The organism is Nocardia sp. NPDC049526, assembly GCF_044465765.1.
Classification (GTDB): Bacteria; Actinomycetota; Actinomycetes; order Mycobacteriales; family Mycobacteriaceae; genus Nocardia.
The window spans coordinates 22,782-39,208 of sequence record NZ_JBITMA010000003.1; the positions used below are offsets into that span (position 1 = coordinate 22,782).

16 protein-coding genes and 1 pseudogene are annotated in these 16,427 nt (G+C 64.9%); 11 read left to right on the forward strand and 6 right to left on the reverse strand.

Annotated elements, in window-relative coordinates:
* Positions 1–64 precede the first annotated feature (64 nt).
* Positions 65–325: a hypothetical protein gene (locus ACIBW7_RS09555; protein ID WP_397045841.1), complete on the forward strand. Its 261-nt coding sequence runs from the start codon at positions 65–67 to the stop codon at positions 323–325.
* A gap of 21 nt (positions 326–346) precedes the next feature.
* Here the strand turns inward: ACIBW7_RS09555 and ACIBW7_RS09560 are convergent, their stop codons facing one another.
* A complete protein-coding gene (locus ACIBW7_RS09560; RefSeq protein ID WP_397045843.1) occupies positions 347–829 on the reverse strand; it encodes a VOC family protein in 483 nt (160 codons plus the stop codon).
* Between the two features lie 340 nt (positions 830–1,169).
* On the opposite strand from ACIBW7_RS09560, the gene ACIBW7_RS09565 reads away from it, so the two are divergent.
* From ACIBW7_RS09565 to ACIBW7_RS09595, 7 genes are all read left to right on the forward strand, one after another.
* Positions 1,170–2,252, forward strand: coding sequence for a sugar ABC transporter substrate-binding protein (locus ACIBW7_RS09565; protein WP_397045845.1), 1,083 nt, complete (start codon positions 1,170–1,172; stop codon positions 2,250–2,252).
* Positions 2,253–2,327: 75 nt separating this feature from the next.
* Positions 2,328–3,098 carry an ATP-binding cassette domain-containing protein gene (locus ACIBW7_RS09570; RefSeq protein WP_397045847.1) on the forward strand — a complete coding sequence of 257 codons (771 nt, stop codon included), beginning with the start codon at positions 2,328–2,330 and terminating at the stop codon, positions 3,096–3,098.
* The gene (locus ACIBW7_RS09575) at positions 3,095–4,336 is read left to right on the forward strand and encodes a sugar ABC transporter permease (RefSeq protein ID WP_397045849.1); all 1,242 of its coding nucleotides are present in this window, start codon (positions 3,095–3,097) and stop codon (positions 4,334–4,336) included. The genes ACIBW7_RS09570 and ACIBW7_RS09575 overlap by 4 nt, the downstream gene beginning before the upstream one ends.
* Before the next feature lie 62 nt (positions 4,337–4,398).
* Complete coding sequence (locus ACIBW7_RS09580; RefSeq protein WP_397045851.1) at positions 4,399–5,592, forward strand: ROK family protein; 1,194 nt, start codon at positions 4,399–4,401, stop codon at positions 5,590–5,592.
* Between the two features lie 187 nt (positions 5,593–5,779).
* On the forward strand, positions 5,780–6,325 hold the full coding sequence (locus ACIBW7_RS09585; RefSeq protein ID WP_397045853.1) for an Rv3235 family protein: 546 nt from the start codon (positions 5,780–5,782) through the stop codon (positions 6,323–6,325).
* Between the two features lie 406 nt (positions 6,326–6,731).
* Positions 6,732–7,370: a class I SAM-dependent methyltransferase gene (locus tag ACIBW7_RS09590; RefSeq protein ID WP_397045855.1), complete on the forward strand. Its 639-nt coding sequence runs from the start codon at positions 6,732–6,734 to the stop codon at positions 7,368–7,370.
* 11 nt (positions 7,371–7,381) lie between these two features.
* Complete coding sequence (locus ACIBW7_RS09595; RefSeq protein WP_397045857.1) at positions 7,382–8,089, forward strand: haloacid dehalogenase type II; 708 nt, start codon at positions 7,382–7,384, stop codon at positions 8,087–8,089.
* Position 8,090: 1 nt separating this feature from the next.
* Here ACIBW7_RS09595 and ACIBW7_RS09600 read toward each other — a convergent pair whose 3' ends face one another.
* Together ACIBW7_RS09600 and ACIBW7_RS09605 are read right to left on the reverse strand one after the other, a co-directional pair.
* The gene (locus ACIBW7_RS09600; RefSeq protein WP_397045859.1) at positions 8,091–8,948 is read right to left on the reverse strand and encodes a class I SAM-dependent methyltransferase; all 858 of its coding nucleotides are present in this window, start codon (positions 8,946–8,948) and stop codon (positions 8,091–8,093) included.
* 32 nt (positions 8,949–8,980) lie between these two features.
* Positions 8,981–9,613 (reverse strand): TetR/AcrR family transcriptional regulator, encoded by a 633-nt coding sequence (locus tag ACIBW7_RS09605; RefSeq protein ID WP_397045861.1) that lies wholly within the window; start codon positions 9,611–9,613, stop codon positions 8,981–8,983.
* Between the two features lie 436 nt (positions 9,614–10,049).
* On the opposite strand from ACIBW7_RS09605, the gene ACIBW7_RS09610 reads away from it, so the two are divergent.
* Positions 10,050–11,465, forward strand: a complete 1,416-nt coding sequence (locus ACIBW7_RS09610; protein ID WP_397045863.1) for a lipase family protein — start codon at positions 10,050–10,052, stop codon at positions 11,463–11,465.
* A 54-nt stretch (positions 11,466–11,519) separates the two neighbouring features.
* Here the strand turns inward: ACIBW7_RS09610 and ACIBW7_RS09615 are convergent, their stop codons facing one another.
* Positions 11,520–11,942: a nuclear transport factor 2 family protein gene (locus ACIBW7_RS09615; RefSeq protein WP_397045864.1), complete on the reverse strand. Its 423-nt coding sequence runs from the start codon at positions 11,940–11,942 to the stop codon at positions 11,520–11,522.
* 105 nt (positions 11,943–12,047) lie between these two features.
* On the opposite strand from ACIBW7_RS09615, the pseudogene ACIBW7_RS09620 reads away from it, so the two are divergent.
* Both ACIBW7_RS09620 and ACIBW7_RS09625 read left to right on the forward strand, forming a co-directional pair.
* Positions 12,048–12,182 (forward strand): annotated as a pseudogene (locus tag ACIBW7_RS09620) (Ada metal-binding domain-containing protein); the annotation flags it as partial.
* A gap of 30 nt (positions 12,183–12,212) precedes the next feature.
* On the forward strand, positions 12,213–13,037 hold the full coding sequence (locus ACIBW7_RS09625) for a helix-turn-helix domain-containing protein (protein WP_397046536.1): 825 nt from the start codon (positions 12,213–12,215) through the stop codon (positions 13,035–13,037).
* On the opposite strand, the gene ACIBW7_RS09630 is transcribed toward ACIBW7_RS09625, so the two are convergent.
* Both ACIBW7_RS09630 and ACIBW7_RS09635 read right to left on the reverse strand, forming a co-directional pair.
* Positions 13,026–13,946: an esterase/lipase family protein gene (locus ACIBW7_RS09630; protein WP_397045865.1), complete on the reverse strand. Its 921-nt coding sequence runs from the start codon at positions 13,944–13,946 to the stop codon at positions 13,026–13,028. The genes ACIBW7_RS09625 and ACIBW7_RS09630 overlap by 12 nt on opposite strands.
* Entirely contained in the window at positions 13,943–16,387 is a 2,445-nt protein-coding gene (locus ACIBW7_RS09635; RefSeq protein WP_397045866.1) for a beta-glucosidase, read from the reverse strand. Before ACIBW7_RS09635 ends, ACIBW7_RS09630 begins: the two co-directional genes overlap by 4 nt.
* Positions 16,388–16,427: the final 40 nt, after the last annotated feature.

Sequence of the window (16,427 nt, forward strand, 5' to 3'; positions counted from 1 at the left end):
CGTGTGGCGGAGTGGCCGTCAGCGGTCATATCGAAGAATTCTGTCCGCCGAGCGGCAATGGTATTTGTTCTTCGATATCAGGAACGGCGGGTCTGATCTCACGAGCCGCGAGATGACGGCGGATGCGCTCGGCTTCCGTCGCGCGTTGTTCGCGGCGGGACTGGAAGCGCTGGGATCGATGATGGCAGGACGTGCCGAGGAAGGTGTCCGCGAACCAGAGATGGTGTCGGAGTCGGTTGCTTTCTTTCGGAAGATCTTCTGGTGGCACTGGACGCGGATGACGCAATTCGTTAGTTCAGCGCCTGACGCGCAGGTAAAGCCGTGAGAGTCGAGGCATCAACCGAATTCATGACTTGTCGCTGAGCCGTGGTTGCTCGTAGCCGATCGGTGTGCCGTCCGGCCCGAACTCCAGGCCGGCGAAACCGATTGGGTAAGTGTCGGGTTCGTACAGGAACCGGATCACCGTGCCGTCGGGATCGCTGATGTCGAGGGCGGCGCCGTATGGCCCGCGGTCGTGGATCTCGCCGTGGGGTGCGCCTAGTTCGTCGGCGCGCTTGATCAGTTCGGTGAAGGTGTCGAGGGAGTCGACTTCGAGGGCGAAGGCGTCGAAGTCGTTGAGGTGGGGGTGGCTGGCGCAGTAGGCGCGTTCGCGGAGGGCGATGTGGAGGTCGGCGTTCGGTTCCAGGAGTACTACGCCGCGGACGGCGTCCTCCTCGTAGAACTCGAAGACGGGTTGCAGGTCCAGGAGTTGGCGGTACCAGGCGACGCTCTTGGCGAGGTCGGTGACGGGGAGCTTGACCTGGCGGATCTTGTTGATTCCGAGCGGCATCGGCGGGGTCCTCTGCGTCGACGGCGGTTGGGATAACGCTACTCGGTGCGGCGATGCGTGGGCTATTGATCGGTCCGTCTCGTCAGGCAGCGGATTGCTTCCTTGTGTCGATGTCCGGCAGCGCTGTGGAGGCGACCGATCGGGTGGTCGGAAAAGTGCGCTCGAGTGCTCGGTTCGAGCCAACTGACCGGCTGTGGCCGGATTGTTATGGCGAACAACAAATATCTTTGCGAAATGGCTGTGCTTCGGGTCACAGTGCAATATGTTGTGTCGAACAACATTCGCTCTTGCTCGACTGCCCGGTCTGATCGGGCGGTGGTTCGACGAAAGGCTCGCCCTCATGCGTAAGGGGATCCTCGGCATTGCGGCCGTATCGGTCGCGCTTCTCACCTCGCTCACTGCCTGCGGGGACGACAACAAGGACTCCGGAGGTGGGGGTGCCAAGATCGGGGTGATCCTGCCGGACAGCAAGACATCCGCGCGGTGGGAGACGGCGGATCGGAAGTATCTGCAGGCGGCGTTCGACGCGGCGGGGATAAAGGCGGATATCCAGAACGCGCAGGGGGATAAGAACGCCTTCCAGACCATCGCGGATCAGATGATCACCAATGGCGCCTCGGTGCTGATGATCACCAACCTCGACAGCGGGACCGGCAAGGCCGTGATCCAGAAGGCGAAGTCGCAGGGTGTGACCGTAATCGATTACGACAGACTGACTCTCGGCGGCGGGGCGCCGTTCTATGTGTCGTTCGACAATGTGAAGGTCGGCAAGTTGATGGGGGACGGGCTGGCCAAGTGCCTCACCGATAAGAAGGCGGTCAATCCGATCGTCGCGTATCTGAATGGTGGACCCACCGACAACAACGCGACGCTGTTCAAGAACGGCTACAACAGCGCGCTCGAGCCGAAGTTCGATTCCGGCGAGTATGCGAAGGGGCCGGATCAGGCGGTGCCGGAGTGGGATAACACCAAGGCGGGCACCATTTTCGAGCAGATGCTGACCGGCACGCCGAATCTGGGCGGTGTGGTCGCGGCCAACGACGGGCTCGGCAATGCCGCGATCGCGGTGCTGAAGAAGCAGAAGCTGAACGGCCAGATCCCGGTGACCGGCCAGGATGCCACGGTCCAGGGCCTGCAGAACGTGCTCGCGGGCGATCAGTGCATGACCGTCTACAAGGCCATCAAGTTGGAGGCCGATGCCGGCGCGAAGTTGGCGATCGCACTCGCGAAGGGTGAGAAGGGCGAGGCGAACAGCACCGTCGACGATCCCGAGGCGAAGGCGAAAGTGCCCGCGGTGCTGCTGGAACCGAAGGCGATCTTCAAGGACAACGTGAACGACGTTGTCGCGGACGGCTATGTCACCAAGTCCGAGCTGTGCACCGGCGAGTTCGCCAAGCTCTGCGCGGATAACGGGGTCCGCTGATCGTGTTACACCGCCCCTTCCGCGATTCGATGAGGGGACCGCGGAAGGGGCGCCCCAACCTGAGGAGCTGCACCCATGCCGGATACCCCGGTCATCGAATTACGCGGGATAGAAAAGAGTTTCGGTCCCGTCCATGTCTTGCACGAGGTCGCCTTCGCCGCGTACTCGGGTGAGGTGACGGCGCTGGTCGGCGATAACGGCGCGGGCAAGTCCACCCTGGTCAAGTGCATCGGCGGCACCCATCCGATCGATTCGGGTGAATTCCTGTTCGACGGCAAACCGGTGCGGGTGCACAGTCCGCGTGACGCCGCCGATCTCGGGATCGAGATCGTGTACCAGGATCTCGCGCTCTGCGACAACCTCGACATCGTGCAGAACATGTTCCTCGGCCGGGAGAAGAAGCACGGCCTGGTCCTCGACGAGTACGGAATGGAGGAGCTGGCCGGAAAGACTCTGGCGGGCTTGTCGGTTCGGACGGTGAAGTCGGTGCGACAGCAGGTGGCGAGCCTGTCCGGCGGTCAGCGCCAGACGGTCGCGATCGCGAAAGCCGTGCTGTGGAACAGCAAAGTGGTGATCCTGGACGAGCCGACGGCCGCGCTGGGTGTCGCACAGACCCAGCAGGTGCTCGAGTTGGTTCGCCGGCTTGCTGACAAAGGCCTTGCGGTGGTGCTGATTTCACACAACATGAACGACGTTTTCGCGGTCTCGGATCGTATCGCCGCGCTGTATCTCGGCCGGATGGCGGCCCAGGTGCGCACCGCCGACGTGACGCACGCGCAGGTCGTCGAACTGATCACCGCCGGTCGCAGCGGAAGTCTCGGCCTCGGAAATGGAGCAAGCGTATGAGCGCCGTGGTTACGGATAAGTTCGAGGCCACGTCCTCGCCGGTGACCGAGCTGGTCAACTCGTATGTCGGACGGGTGCGCAGCGGGAATATGGGTGCGCTGCCGTCGATTATCGCGCTGGCCGTGCTGTCGGTGGTGTTCTGGATCGCGCGACCGGTGTTCATGACGCAGGGTAATTTCGCGAATCTCCTGACCCAGGGCGCGGCCATTGCGGTGATCGCCATGGGGCTGATCTTCGTATTGCTGCTCGGTGAGATCGATCTGTCGGCCGGATTCGCCAGTGGCGTGTGTGCGGCGGTGCTCGCGGTATTGCTCACCGATAAGGGGTGGCCATGGTACGCGGCGGTTCTCGTCGCGCTGCTCACCGGCGTTGTGATCGGTCTGACCATCGGCGCGATCGTGGTGAAGATCGGAATCCCTTCGTTCGTGGTGACGTTGGCGGCGTTCCTGGCATTGCAGGGTGTCGCGCTGAAGATCATGGACAACGGGCGCAATATCTCCATCCACGATGAGACGATCGTCGCGATCGCCAATAAGAATGTGCCGCCTTGGCTCGGCTGGGTCATGTATGTGGTGCTGCTGGCCGGATTCGCGGTGATCCAATACCGAAAACTGCGGGCGCGCACCAAGCTCGGTCTAACCGGTGAGACTGCGCCGGTGATCGCGCTGCGGATCGCGGCGGTCGCCGTGGTGGCGGGTGCGGCGGTGCTGATCCTCAATGACGAACGCAGTCGCAACCCCGCGATCAACTCGCTCAAGGGCATGCCGATCGTGGTGCCGTTGATCATTGCGCTGCTATTGCTTTGGACGTTCGTGCTCAACCGCACTTCGTTCGGCAGACATATCTACGCGGTCGGCGGCAGTGCGGAAGCGGCTCGGCGGGCGGGCATTCCGGTCGATCGGATCAAAATCTGTGCCTTCGTGTTGTGTTCGACGATGGCCGCGGTCGGCGGGCTGATCGCGGCATCGCGGGCCAACTCCGTCGATCCGAATACCGGCGGCAGCGATGTGTTGCTGACCGCTGTCGGAGCGGCCGTGATCGGCGGTACGAGTCTGTTCGGCGGGCGCGGTCGGATGCTCGACGCGGTGCTCGGTGCGGCGGTGGTCGCGGTGATCAATAACGGAATGGGCCTGATGGGCTACAGCGCGGGCACCAAATTCGTTGTGACAGGATTCGTGCTGTTGTTGGCAGCGGGAGTGGACGCGCTGTCGCGCAAGCGTGCGTTGCCAGGAAGTTGACCAGCTGACCATTTCGAGCGACCTGCAAGCAGGCGCTAGCGACCGGGAGGAGGTTCGCCCGAATGAGAGCTGCACCTTCCCCGGACGAGATCCGGCGGCAGAACCTTGCCGTGCTGCTGAGGCATGTCCATTCCAGCGGACCCATGTCGCGGACAGCGCTCGCCGAGCGGATGGGGCTCAATCGCAGCACCATTCTGGCGCTGACCGCCGACCTCGCCGCGGCCGGTCTGGTCAGCGAGGAGCTGCCGGGACAGACGGGGAAGGCGGGGCGGCCGTCGCTGGTAGTGCGGCCCGAATCGGAGCGGGTCTACGGGTTGGCGCTGGATGTCGGAGCGGACCGGCTCGCGGTGGCTCGGGTCGGCTTGGGCGGGGTGATTCTCGATCGGCGGGAAGCACGCCGTCCCAGTGGGACATTCGATCCTAACGATGTGATCGGTGCGCTGGCGGACCTCGCGGAGAACATGATTCGCGGGTCCGGGCCCGAGACCGTATGTGTAGGTGTGGGAGTCGCGTTCTGCGGGATGGTGCGGGAAGAGGACGGGGTCGTTCGGTACGGGCCGAATATCGGGTGGGTGGATGTGCCGGTCGGTGCGCTGCTTTCGGAGCGACTCGGGTTGCGCGTGGTGGTCGGTAACAATGCCAACCTCGGTGCGCTTGCCGAACGGGAGCGTGGTGTCGGTATCGGGATTGCGGACATGATCTATCTGCACGGTGAGGTAGGTATCGGGGGCGGAATCATCATGGGCGGCAAGCTGCTCGGTGGTGAGGGTGGATATGGCGGCGAGGTCGGGCACATGATCGTCAATCCGGGTGGGCGGGCTTGCACGTGCGGGTCGCATGGCTGTCTGGAGGCCGAGGCGGGCGAGCTCGCGTTGATTGCGGCTGCCGGGCGGACTGATCTCACCGGGCGTGCGGCGGTGGAGGCGATCGTGGATGCGGCTGCGCGTGGTGATGCCACTGCCCGAGATGCGTTGCACCAGGTGGGGGATTGGCTCGGGTACGGCGTTGCCAACCTGGTCAATATCTTCAATCCGACAATGGTCGTGTTCGGTGGGGTGCTTCGCGAGGTCTACCTCGCCTCCGCCGCGCAGGTCCGCAGCAGGCTCGCGGTGAACGGGTTGCTCGCGGTGCGCGAGCGGGTTCGCCTGCGCACCTCTGCACTTGCCGACGATGCCCCCCTGGTCGGCGCCGCCGAACTAGCCTTCGCCGACGTCCTGACCGACCCGCTCCAAACCCTGGCCCGCATCTCGACCTGACTCGCATCAAGATCAGGTGGAATCTGTGCAGGCATCGGCCGAGAAGCCTCCTCCACCAGTGCCACCTGATCTTGATTGTGTTGACGCCAGAGCGGTCGCTTGGGTGGTTTACCTGCGGGGATATTCGTGGAATGCTGTCGCGGTCCGAGGTTGGGGGTAGTAGTTCTAACTCATTTGGGGGTGTTGTATGGAGAGACATTCGTCGGGGCTTTCGTATGCGCCGAGGACCGAGCCGCCGTTGTTGCCGTACCGTCCGGCCGGGAGCCGCGCGGAATTCGAGGATCCGCCGCGTGCGTCGCCGTGCCGCACGCCGTTATCGCGGAATGATCAGACCGGACGAGCCGGTCCGCCAGGTGTGCGGCGGGCGCTCGGTGCCGGGCACGCCGAGTTGCCGCCGGTCGTCGAATTGGATTCGACGGCACAGCAATTCGTCGAGCGTGCGCTGCGGCTGGCACTCGAGATACTCGACCACCGCCGCCCCGTCGCCCAGCTCACCACCATGGCAACTCCCGCAGTGGTCTCTGCGGTGCGAACCATAGTGAGAGCCGACCTCGCACCCGGTCGCACACTCCGCGTAGCGGTGCTCTACCGCGCGGGCGTCATGATGGTCGACGCCTCGACCGCGGAAGTCTTCGCCACCTACGACCGCGGCCGCCAACACTTCGCAATAGCCGCCCGCATCGCCCGCACGCGCTCAACGGACTGGCGGCTCACCGCTTTCCGGGTGCGCTGAGTCCTGACGCGCGCTCAGGTGGTTGCCACGGTGCAGGCTTCGGTCTGCACCGTGCCCGGCCGTGCCGTCCCGCCCGCAGCGGCGGGGGGAGGGGCACGGGGATGCGCCCCGGGCGGTGCGCACAGCCCATGCGTCCGTGACGATTACCTGTCCTGGCTCAGGGCGGGCCTACGTGTGTGTGCCCGGCTGTGCTGTCCCGCCTGTGGCGGTGGCGCGGTCGCGCATGCCGTCATTCAGCGGCTGTCGTCGCGGCGTGCCTCCAACGTGCGGCCCGGCATAGGTCGCGCGTGGTCAGGTGTGGCGGTCTCCGCCCGTGTACCGCCGCGGGGCAGACTGCCGCCGGCCGTCATCTGCGGCGGTAAGTCCACGGCAGGCGCGGGGTTCGGGGCGGAACTACGCTGGATGGATGATCGGCACGCGGCGCAGTTATGACCTGGTGGCCGAGCGTTATGCCGGTGAACTCGGGGATGAGTTGCGGGGGAAGCCGTTGGATCGGGGGATGTTGGAGGTGTTCGCCGAACTCACCAACGGGGGTGTGGTTGCGGATATTGGTTGTGGGCCGGGGCATGTCGCTGCTTATCTTGCGGGGCGGGGGGTGCGGGCTGTCGGAATGGATCTTTCGCCTGGGATGTGTGGGGTGGCGCGGCGGACAGGTGCGGTGGCGGTTGGTGCGGCCGATATGACCGCGCTGCCGGTGCGGGCGGAATCGCTGGCGGGGGTGGTTTGTCTGTATGCGGTGATCCATTTGGACGAGCAGCAGCGGGCGGCGGCCTATGCGGAGTTCGCGCGGGTGTTGCGGCCTGGTGGTCACGCGCTCATCGCGTTTCACACCAGCGATGCGGACTTTCCGGATGGCGGGGCCAAGACGCTCACCGATTGGTGGGGCCACCAGGTTGATCTCACCTTTCGTTACCTGGACCCGTCCGCGGAATCCGAAGCCATGGCGACGGCTGGTCTGGTCCTCCAGGCTCGCCTGGACCGTGAACCGCACCCGGACACCGAACATCCGAGTCGGCGCAGCTATCTGCTGGTGCGGCGCGTGTAAGAAGCGGAAAGGTGCGAATTGTGTTGCGAGCACTACTTTTTGATGTGCAGGGGACGGCGACGGATTTTCATTCGACCGTCTGCGCCGAAGCGCAACGCATCGGCGGTACTCGATATCGCCACATCGATTGGCCCGGTTTCGTAGACCACTGGCGCGCTGAATATTTCGCCGCACTGCGGAAGACGGAGCCCGACCGAGACAACTGGGTCACCGTGCATTCGGTCTACGCCAACGCACTGGACGACCTACTGGGTGACTACGGCATCGACCTAGCGCCCGGCCAACGCGCCGATCTCACCCTCGCCTGGCAACGACTCGAACCATGGCCCGATGTCGTTGCCGGATTGAACAGGCTCGCAAGCAAATTCACGCTCGCGACCTTGTCGAATGCGGATGTCGCCGCCGTGGTGAATATGTCGAAGCGCGCCGCGCTGCCATGGGATGCCGTATTCACCGCCGAGATGGCGGGCGCGTTCAAGCCCGACCCCACGGTGTATCGCATGGCCGCGCGGTATCTGGGGCTGGAGCCTTCCGAGATCATGATGGTCGCCAGCCACAAATATGACATTCAGGCCGCGGGTGCACTGGGCTTCCGTACGGCCTTCGTCGCACGGCCGCTCGAGTTCGGCACTGGTGGTGACGTGGATGTTTCCTTCGACGACGATTTCGACGTCAATGCCACCGACTTCCTCGATCTCGCAGACCAACTCGGCTGCTGACCTACGCGGTTCGCATGGCGCACAGCACATGTGGCGGAACGGTGGAACCCTGTCGCGGCTTGATACCGAGGTAACCGGCGACAAGGTTCGGCGCGTCGTGATCATCGACTCGGTCGAATCCCGCCTCCCGCAGGACATCTGCGATCTCATCGGAGGTAAAGAAGCTCAGCCAGGGCTCGCCGATGGACGCAACCAAATCGGCGCGCGCGGTGCGCAGATCCATCTCCGCACCCGTAGAAGCCGAAGCGGGATAGAGATAGTCGAACACCAACCGCACCGGTGTCGCCTGGTCCGCGACGAACCGCAGGGTGTCCAGGATCGTGTCCCGAGTCAGATACATGATGACCCCCAGCCACACGAACGCGGCTGGTCGACTCCGATCGAACCCGGCGGCAGCCAATCCTGCTGCGAGCGTTTGGCTTTCGAAGTCGACAGGTGCGAAGGTCAACGACGCCGGAAGTTCGATGCCCGCCGCATCGAGCTGCTGCCGCTTCCACTCCTGGGTATCGGGATGATCGACCTCGAACACCCGCACATCCGGATGCGGGTTGCGATAGGCGAAGGTGTCCAGGCCGGCACCGAGAATCACCACCTGCCGGGTGCCCGCCGCCACCGCGTCGGTAACGGTGTCCTCGGCGAAGCGGGCGCGGGCGGCCAGGAACAGACGGCGTCGGCGGCGCATGTCGGTGTCGTCGTTCTGGAACGCCGCGGTCTCCAGATCGGCTAGCTGATCGGGCGTGATGCCGGCGATTCGAACGGCCAGCGGATCGGTGAAGATTCGCGGCTCACTCGCGATCTGGTGGTAGGCGCGAGCGTAGGCGGTGGCGAGCGCGGTGCGACTTGGCTGACCGAGTTGCATACACCGAACCTACGTGGGCGCTGCCCGCCGCGCTATTCCTCGGTGATGATCAGTGCGGCGGCGATGGGGGCGAGCACCTCGACCAGTTGCGTGATCGGCGGCCGCGGGTCGGCCAGAATCCATTCGTGTGCGACGCCGTTGATCGCGCCGATGAGTGCGCTTGCCGCCCAGGTGATTCCGCCACGGACGCGGATATCCGGGCCCGCGATCGAGATGAGTAGTGCCTCGATCGCCGCCGCCCACGCGTGGCGGCGCTCACGGCGGTGCTTCTCCATGCGTTCGCTGACCCCGACCACCTCGACGAAGGCGACCTTGGCCCGATGCGGATCGGAGCTGATCGAACCGATGAACGCCGTCAGTACCGCGGTGAGCCCGGCCACGATATCCGTATCCGGGCCCAGCGCCGCGACGGCCTGCCCGACGACCGCAGCGGACTGGTCCTGGATGTAGTCGTAGGACGCGATGAGCACATCTTCCCTGGTCTGGAACTCCTCGTAGAACTGCCGCTTGGACAGCCCGGCCGCGGTGCACACATCGGCCAGCGAGCAGTCCGCATAGCCGCGCTCGGCGAAGGTCCGGATGGCGGCGTCCAGGAACCGCTGCCGTCGCTCGGCCTTCCGCTCGCTCACTGCGCGACCGCCGTACTGCCTGTCGACGATGGTCACAGCTGCGCCTCGCTAGTGCTCGGCTCCGCTGCGACCAAGGATGCTGTGTCCTTGGTTCCCTCGGTGCGCTCGGTCACAAGCACCACGGTATCCGAGCAGTCGCGCGGACTGCTCGGTGTGCTGTGACGGCTCGGGTCAGCCCAGGATGAAGGTCCTGCCCAGCGCATCCTGTGCGCCGTAGAAGAGCAAGAAGACGTAGTACAGAACCGTCGAGACCGGTTCATTGGGCACGTGCATGTTTCCTCGTAGCTTCCCCAGCAAGCTATCCGGCACCAACCGGCCGGTTCGGTGAACCGAAAGTTACGGCATCTTCGGCCGGTCGGCACATCGAGTCGGCAAATCGGGTCTATTTCTGCTCATGACCGCGGCCGTTATTGCGACGCACATCACGTTTGTGTCATAGTCGCCAACATGTGAGACGGAGTGGTATCACAGTATGCGAAGGGGCTGGAAGTTGATCAATCCGCTGGCGGGTCGCGCCCGGCGAATCTTGTTCTCGGCCGGAGTCACGGCCATCGCACTGCTCGCGACGACCGCGGTCACTGTCGCCGAACCGCCGCAGGAACCGGTCGCGGTACAGCCCGCGGCTCCGGTTCCACTGCCGCCCGAATTGGATCCGGGTTTCTACCACCCGGCCGCCGAACTGGTGGCGAGCAAGGCGCCCGGCGAGATCATCTCGGCGCGGCAGGTGAATGTGGCCAATTTCGGTTTGATTCCGGTGAATGTCGATGCCTGGCAGGTCTCCTACCGCTCGAATAACAGTCGGGACGAAGCGATTCCGGCGGTCGCGACGGTCGTCAAGCCGCGTGACTCGGCACCGGACAAGCTCGTCTCGATGCAGATCGCCGAGGATTCGTTGGCGGGGTACTGTGCGCCTTCTTATGCACTGCAACAGTTTTCGGTGAGCCCGTTCGTCGGGCAGATCGTCGCGCCCGCGGAGTGGGCGATCGCCCAGGGGGCGGTGCAGCAGGGTTGGGCGGTCGTGATTCCCGATCATCAGGGACCGAACAACGCCTACGCGGCCGGACCGCTGGCCGGGCGGATCACCCTCGACGGCATTCGCGCCGCGCGCAAGCTCGAGCCGATGCGGCTCGCACCGGACAGTCGGATCGGTTTGTACGGATACTCCGGCGGCGCGATCGCCACCGGTCACGCGGCCGAGCTGAAGCAGACATACGCGCCCGAGCTCAATATCGTCGGCGCGGCCGAGGGCGGTGTGCCCGCCGATCTGGGCATGACGCTCAACGTCGCCAACAACCAGCTCACCTCCGGTCTGGTGCTGGCCGCCGTCAACGGCCTCACCCGCGAGTATCCGGAGTTCGCCCAGTTCATCGACGGCAATATCGATCTGCTCGGTCGGGCGATATCGACCGTCCAAGGCGGGTTGTGCGTGCAGTACGTGACCGCGCTGCTGCCCTTCCTGAACCTCAGGGGCATGATCCGGGTCCCCGGCGATCCGATCCAGCACCCGGTGGTCGCCGATGTACTCGACAAGACCCGGATGGGTAAATCGGTGCCCGATATGCCGATGTACGTCTGGCAGGGCAATCCGGATGAAATCATCCCGGTAGGCCAGGTGAATACGCTGGTCGATACCTACTGTCGAAATCCGTCCGCGAGTGTGCAATACATGCGCGAACACTTCGCCGAGCACGTGGTTACCGAGGTGTCGGGCACCGCACCCGCCATGCTGTGGTTGCGCGATCGGCTCAATGGTGTTCCGGCACAACAGGGTTGCAGCACCACCGAGGTAGGCTGGTTGGCCTTGGATCCGAATGGCATCGAGCTGTTGAAGGCGACATTCGGCGAGACGTTCGCCTCCTTCTTCGGTAAACCGATCGGCGTGAAGTAGCCGAATCCCTCGGATGCCCGGTCCGGCAGTGGCGTCCGGACCGGGCACTCGGTCTCAGTCGGTGGCGCTGAACATTTCCTCCGCGCGACGGGTGTCCATGTACTCGCGCACACGGTGGATCAGACCGTCACGCAGTTCGACGATGAAGCAGTAGTCGTTGTCGTAGTGGTTGCCGTTCATCAATGTCGCCCGCATCCGCTCCTCGACGACGACCGTCGTGCCCTCGGCGATGACGGCGGTGAACTCCACGCTTCGATCGGATACGAATACGGTCGGAAACTCTCTGGTCAGGAAATGCGCGATGCGGTCACGGCCGACCAGGTGATCGGTGCCGTCGAGAGCGCGGGCGGTGGCGTTGCGCGGCGGTGCGAGCCATTCGGCGTCCGGGGTGAATACCGCGGCAATGCGGTCGGGGTCCTGGGTCGCGAATTCGCGCCAGGCCCGGATGATCACATCTTTGCTCGTCTGTGCGTCCATTCGGCCAATCCTGAGTGGGCCGCGGCCGCCGATCACGCCATATCCGGACAGGTCGTGTCCGGATATGGCTGGTCGGTGCGTGGCCCGGCGCGCAGACTCGGGGGTATGGGATCGTTCCAAGGCGTGATCACGACCGGCATCTACTGCTTGCCGCCGTGCCCTGGACGTCCACGGGCGGAGAACGTTGTCACCTTCACCTCCGCTGCGGGGGCCGAGGCGGCTGGGTTTCGGGCCTGCCACCGTTGCCGTCCCTATCGTGGTGATCGAAGGGTGACGAGTGCATCCGAATTGGTCTGTCGCGCTGTCGATCTCATTGCCGTGGGGGCACTGGACGAGGGCAATGAGGCGGAACTTGCCGCGCGGCTGGCGGTGTCGGAACGTCACCTGCGGCGAATGTTTCATGAGCAGGTCGGTGCCTCGCCGGATCGGCTGGCCCGCTCGCGGCGTGCGCATTTCGCGCGACGGCTACTGGACGATACCGATCTGTCGGTCACCGATATCGCCTTCGCCGCCGGATTCGGGAGCCTGCGTCAGTTCAACCGAGTGATGGTCACGATATTTCGGGCAACTCCCGTCGAGTTGCGCAAACGTCGTCGACGCGCGGATCGTCTGGTCGCGGACGGGGGTCTCGCGCTGCGGGTGCCGGTGGCCGAGGCGACGAATATCGATCGGCGATTGGCGCAGCTCGCGCACACCGCCATCGCTGGTGTCGAGAGCGCCACACCGGCGTGCTACCGGCGCACGATTGTCATGGACGGTGATCCAGGGGTCATCGAAATATCCGCGGCCACAACAGATGCCGTGCGACTCGTCGTGCATGTGCCGCATATCGAAGGGCTGATCCACCTCGTGTCCAGGGTGCAGCGGCTGCTCGCGGGGCAGCCGTGGGATCCATTCGAGGACGACATCCGGCGCATGGTGTCGGACAGCGTTGTTCTCAACGATCTCGTCACCGCCTACGGCGTGCCCATAGGCGGCCTGCGGCAGTTCGGCCTTTCCTACCTCTTCCCGACGGCGGCAACGCTCGAGACTGCTGACCTGAACGGACTCGTTGGTGCACGCGCGATCCGCGCACGTCGTGAACTAGCCGGTTGAGTCGTCCTGGCACGGAATCGACCGCACCGTCGAACGATCGAGTGCATTGAGCACGAGTGCGGCAGCGGTAGGTGAGAACACCGTGCCATTGTGTCCGGCTTTGCTTCCGGGGCAGAGGTTTTGGAGGACGTAGTTGTCGACACCGGGCTCCGCGATCATGGCCTGGTTCTGGCCGAAGGATGAGATCGGGTCGAAACGGCTGCTGATGGTGGTGTAGGCGACGCCGGGAACGGTGATCGGTCCGGAGTTCAGCTCCTGCAGGAAGGCCGACCCGGCCAGTAGATCCTTCACCGCGGGCGGTACCGGCAGCTCGTCGCGGAGATTTCCGGCATTGAGAACAGTCGCGCCGAGATAGCCGAGCGTGCCGTGTGTCGGCGAGGAAATGGTGGTGACCGAACGGACGTCACCGGCGATCGCCGGATCGGTTTTCACGATGTACTGCGCCATGATGCCGCCCTCGGAATGGCCGATCAGGTCGACCTTCGGGACGCCGAGCCGGGTGGTCAGCGCGGTCAGTTTCTGCTTGATCTCGACCGCCGAATCGGCGAGCGGACCATTGCCACCGCCCTGCATGGCATTGCTGCCGCCATAGGAGAAGGAATAGACGCACAGACCGGCATTGGCGAGGGCAGGTCCGAGATAACCCCAGGCTCGATACTCGTCGCCCGCGAAACCATGTAGCAGGACAACGGGAACCGCGCCGGACACGGTCGGCACGCAGTCGTACCGGTTGACTCCGGGCGCCGTCGGCGCCTCGACCTTGCCCTGCTGTGCCCAGCGGGTTTCCTCGTCCTGTACCTGCTCCCAGGTGGCGGTCGGATACGTCGCCGGCTCCGCTGCGGCCACCGGAATCGCTGCGGCGCACAGAGCAAATCCGATGAGGGACAGGGTGATTCGGCGCGATCTCATGCGTGGAGTCCTCGAATGGCGGTAGTCAGGCGGATATCGGCAACCGATCGGCCGGTCAGCAGGTCGTAGGCGGTCGCCGGTAGTACCCAGGTTTCTGTTGTCTCATCCCAGGATTCGGCGGCTCGGCGGGGGATCGGAATCGCCACCTCGGCCGTCTCGCCCGGCTCGGCTTCGACGACCGCGAAGGCGGCCAGTCGGCGTTCCGGTTGGGATGAATGAGCGATATACGTCTGGATCGTTTCGCGGCCGGGACGATCGCCGGTATTGCGAACGCGAACGGTCAGCGTGCCGAGAACGCCGCCGACCGGCGCGGGCGCGAACGCAGCGCTTTCGTACTCCCAGGTGGTGTAACCGATTCCGTGCCCGAACCAGTACGCCGGTGCGGTCGAAAGTCGTTGCCACGCAAGGTATCCGATGTAGATATCCTCCTCGTAGGCGAGAGCGCCGTCGGTGGGCGTGACATTCAGTACCGGCGCATCGTCCTGATGTGCGGGCCAGGTGGTGGGCAGCCGTCCGCTCGGTTCGGCCAGGCCCATGAGCACATCAGCGAGCGCGGCACCGCCTTCCTGTCCCGGAAACCACGTGAGCAGAATCGCCGCGACATTCTCTGCCCACGGCATATGCACGGGGGACCCGGTATTCACCACGACCACGGTGCGCGGATTGGCCGCGGCGACCCGCGCGACGAGCTCATCCTGTCGACCGGGCAGCGAAAGCGATGTCCGGTCGAAGCTTTCGCTCTCCACCTCGGGGGTGGTGGCGACGACCACTACCGCCACATCGGCCGCAGCCGCCGCGGCGACCGCTTCTTCGATGAGCGCCTCCGGGTCGATATTCGGTTCCTGATGGCCGAGCGAGAACTTCTCGAAGGCAATCGGCATCTCTGGCAGCGTCGTCACGGTATGCGTAAGACTGATCGAGACCTGCTGTTGCGCAGTGAGTTCGACCTCGAAAAGGGTCTCCGGCGGGTGGAGGAAGGCGGCCAGCGGATCGCCCTGGGGGACGATCGTGTCGTCGAAACAGGTCACATCGCCGACCGTCAGCCGGAACGGCCCGATGCCCGCGATGGCCAAGGTGTGCGTTCCCGTCGCCCGTGGCGTGAAGGTGCCGGTGACAACGACCCGGTGCAACTCCCCGACCGCGATCCCGTCCGGGAATTCACCGATCCATTCGATCGTGGCCTCCGGCAGCGGATGCACGCCGAGCAGGCGGTCACCCGCGCCGTACAGCTGGACTCGCAGGTCGAAACCTTCCTTTGCGGCGGGAATCTTGACTCGGGGATCCGCACCGACGGCATAGACCACTTCGGTATCCGCATCGAGCACGGCCCGCAGACCCTCGAGCGGTGAGACGGTGTGCGGCGGGAACACCTGGGCGCTACCGCCGCCGAGCGCCCTCGGCTGATCAGCGGTCTGGCCGACCAGCGCGATGCGCCGCACCTTGCCGAGTGGAAGCACACTGCTCTCGTTGCGTAGCAGCACAATCGAGCGTTGGGCGATCTCGCGAGCCAGCGCATCGCCGTTGATCGTCGCGGGCACCGTGGCGAGTTCAGGTGGCGCTCCGGCCAACGCGCCAACCCGGGCGGCGAGCCGTAGTACATGCCGCGTCATCTGCTCGACCGTTTCGGCGGGAACCCGGCCTGCGCGAACCGCTTCCGCGAGGGCACCACCGAAGACGCTCTGCGGTCCCGGCATCGCAATATCGAGCCCGCCGACGGCCGCGCCGACGGTATTGCGCGCCGCCGTCCAGTCGGACACGATTGCGCCGTCGAAACCCCAACGCGCACGCAGGATTTCGTTCTGCAGCGCACTGTGCTCGGTCATCGTGACGCCGTTGACGCTGTTGTAGGCCGCCATCAAGGCCCATGGCACGGCCTGCTCGACCACGGTTTCGAACGGCGCCAGATACAACTCGTGCAATGCCCGCTGGGAGACCCGCACATCGACGGTGAATCGGTCGGTCTCGGAATCATTGGCCACGAAATGCTTCGGCGTCGCGGCCACGCCACCCTCCTGTACACCGGTCACATAGGCCGCGCCGATCGCCCCCGTCAGCAGCGGATCCTCCGAATAGCACTCGAAGTGCCTGCCGCCCAATGGGCTTCGATGCAGATTGAGCGTCGGAGCAAGCAGCATGTGCACGCCCTTGCGTCGCGCCTCCTGTGCGAGCAGCTGCCCGGCCCGCCGGGCCAGAGTCGGATCCCAGGTGGCGGCCAGCGCGGTCGGGCTCGGCAGGGCGATCGAGGGATCCTCCGGACTCCAGTGCACGCCGCGCACACCGATCGGACCGTCGGACATCACCAGGGACGTCAGCCCGATTTCCGGAATCGCGGGCAAGGACCACATGTCCTGTCCGGCGAGCAGGCGGCAACGCGCATCCAGATCCATTGCGGCCAACGCCTTTTCGACCACTGCCTCGCGGTCGGCTCGGTGATTCGCCATGTCGGTCGACTCCCTTGTTCGTATGACGCGCGGGCATCTA

Bases quoted from the DNA above. Each gene is read 5' to 3' on its own strand.
- ACIBW7_RS09560 (WP_397045843.1), bottom strand. From the start codon at position 829: ATGCCGCTCGGAATCAACAAGATCCGCCAGGTCAAGCTCCCCGTCACC.
- ACIBW7_RS09565 (WP_397045845.1), top strand. From the start codon at position 1,170: ATGCGTAAGGGGATCCTCGGCATTGCGGCCGTATCGGTCGCGCTTCTC.
- ACIBW7_RS09570 (WP_397045847.1), top strand. From the start codon at position 2,328: ATGCCGGATACCCCGGTCATCGAATTACGCGGGATAGAAAAGAGTTTC.
- ACIBW7_RS09575 (WP_397045849.1), top strand. From the start codon at position 3,095: ATGAGCGCCGTGGTTACGGATAAGTTCGAGGCCACGTCCTCGCCGGTG.
- ACIBW7_RS09580 (WP_397045851.1), top strand. From the start codon at position 4,399: ATGAGAGCTGCACCTTCCCCGGACGAGATCCGGCGGCAGAACCTTGCC.
- ACIBW7_RS09585 (WP_397045853.1), top strand. From the start codon at position 5,780: ATGGAGAGACATTCGTCGGGGCTTTCGTATGCGCCGAGGACCGAGCCG.
- ACIBW7_RS09590 (WP_397045855.1), top strand. From the start codon at position 6,732: ATGATCGGCACGCGGCGCAGTTATGACCTGGTGGCCGAGCGTTATGCC.
- ACIBW7_RS09600 (WP_397045859.1), bottom strand. From the start codon at position 8,948: ATGCAACTCGGTCAGCCAAGTCGCACCGCGCTCGCCACCGCCTACGCT.
- ACIBW7_RS09610 (WP_397045863.1), top strand. From the start codon at position 10,050: ATGCGAAGGGGCTGGAAGTTGATCAATCCGCTGGCGGGTCGCGCCCGG.
- ACIBW7_RS09615 (WP_397045864.1), bottom strand. From the start codon at position 11,942: ATGGACGCACAGACGAGCAAAGATGTGATCATCCGGGCCTGGCGCGAA.
- ACIBW7_RS09630 (WP_397045865.1), bottom strand. From the start codon at position 13,946: ATGAGATCGCGCCGAATCACCCTGTCCCTCATCGGATTTGCTCTGTGC.
- ACIBW7_RS09635 (WP_397045866.1), bottom strand. From the start codon at position 16,387: ATGGCGAATCACCGAGCCGACCGCGAGGCAGTGGTCGAAAAGGCGTTG.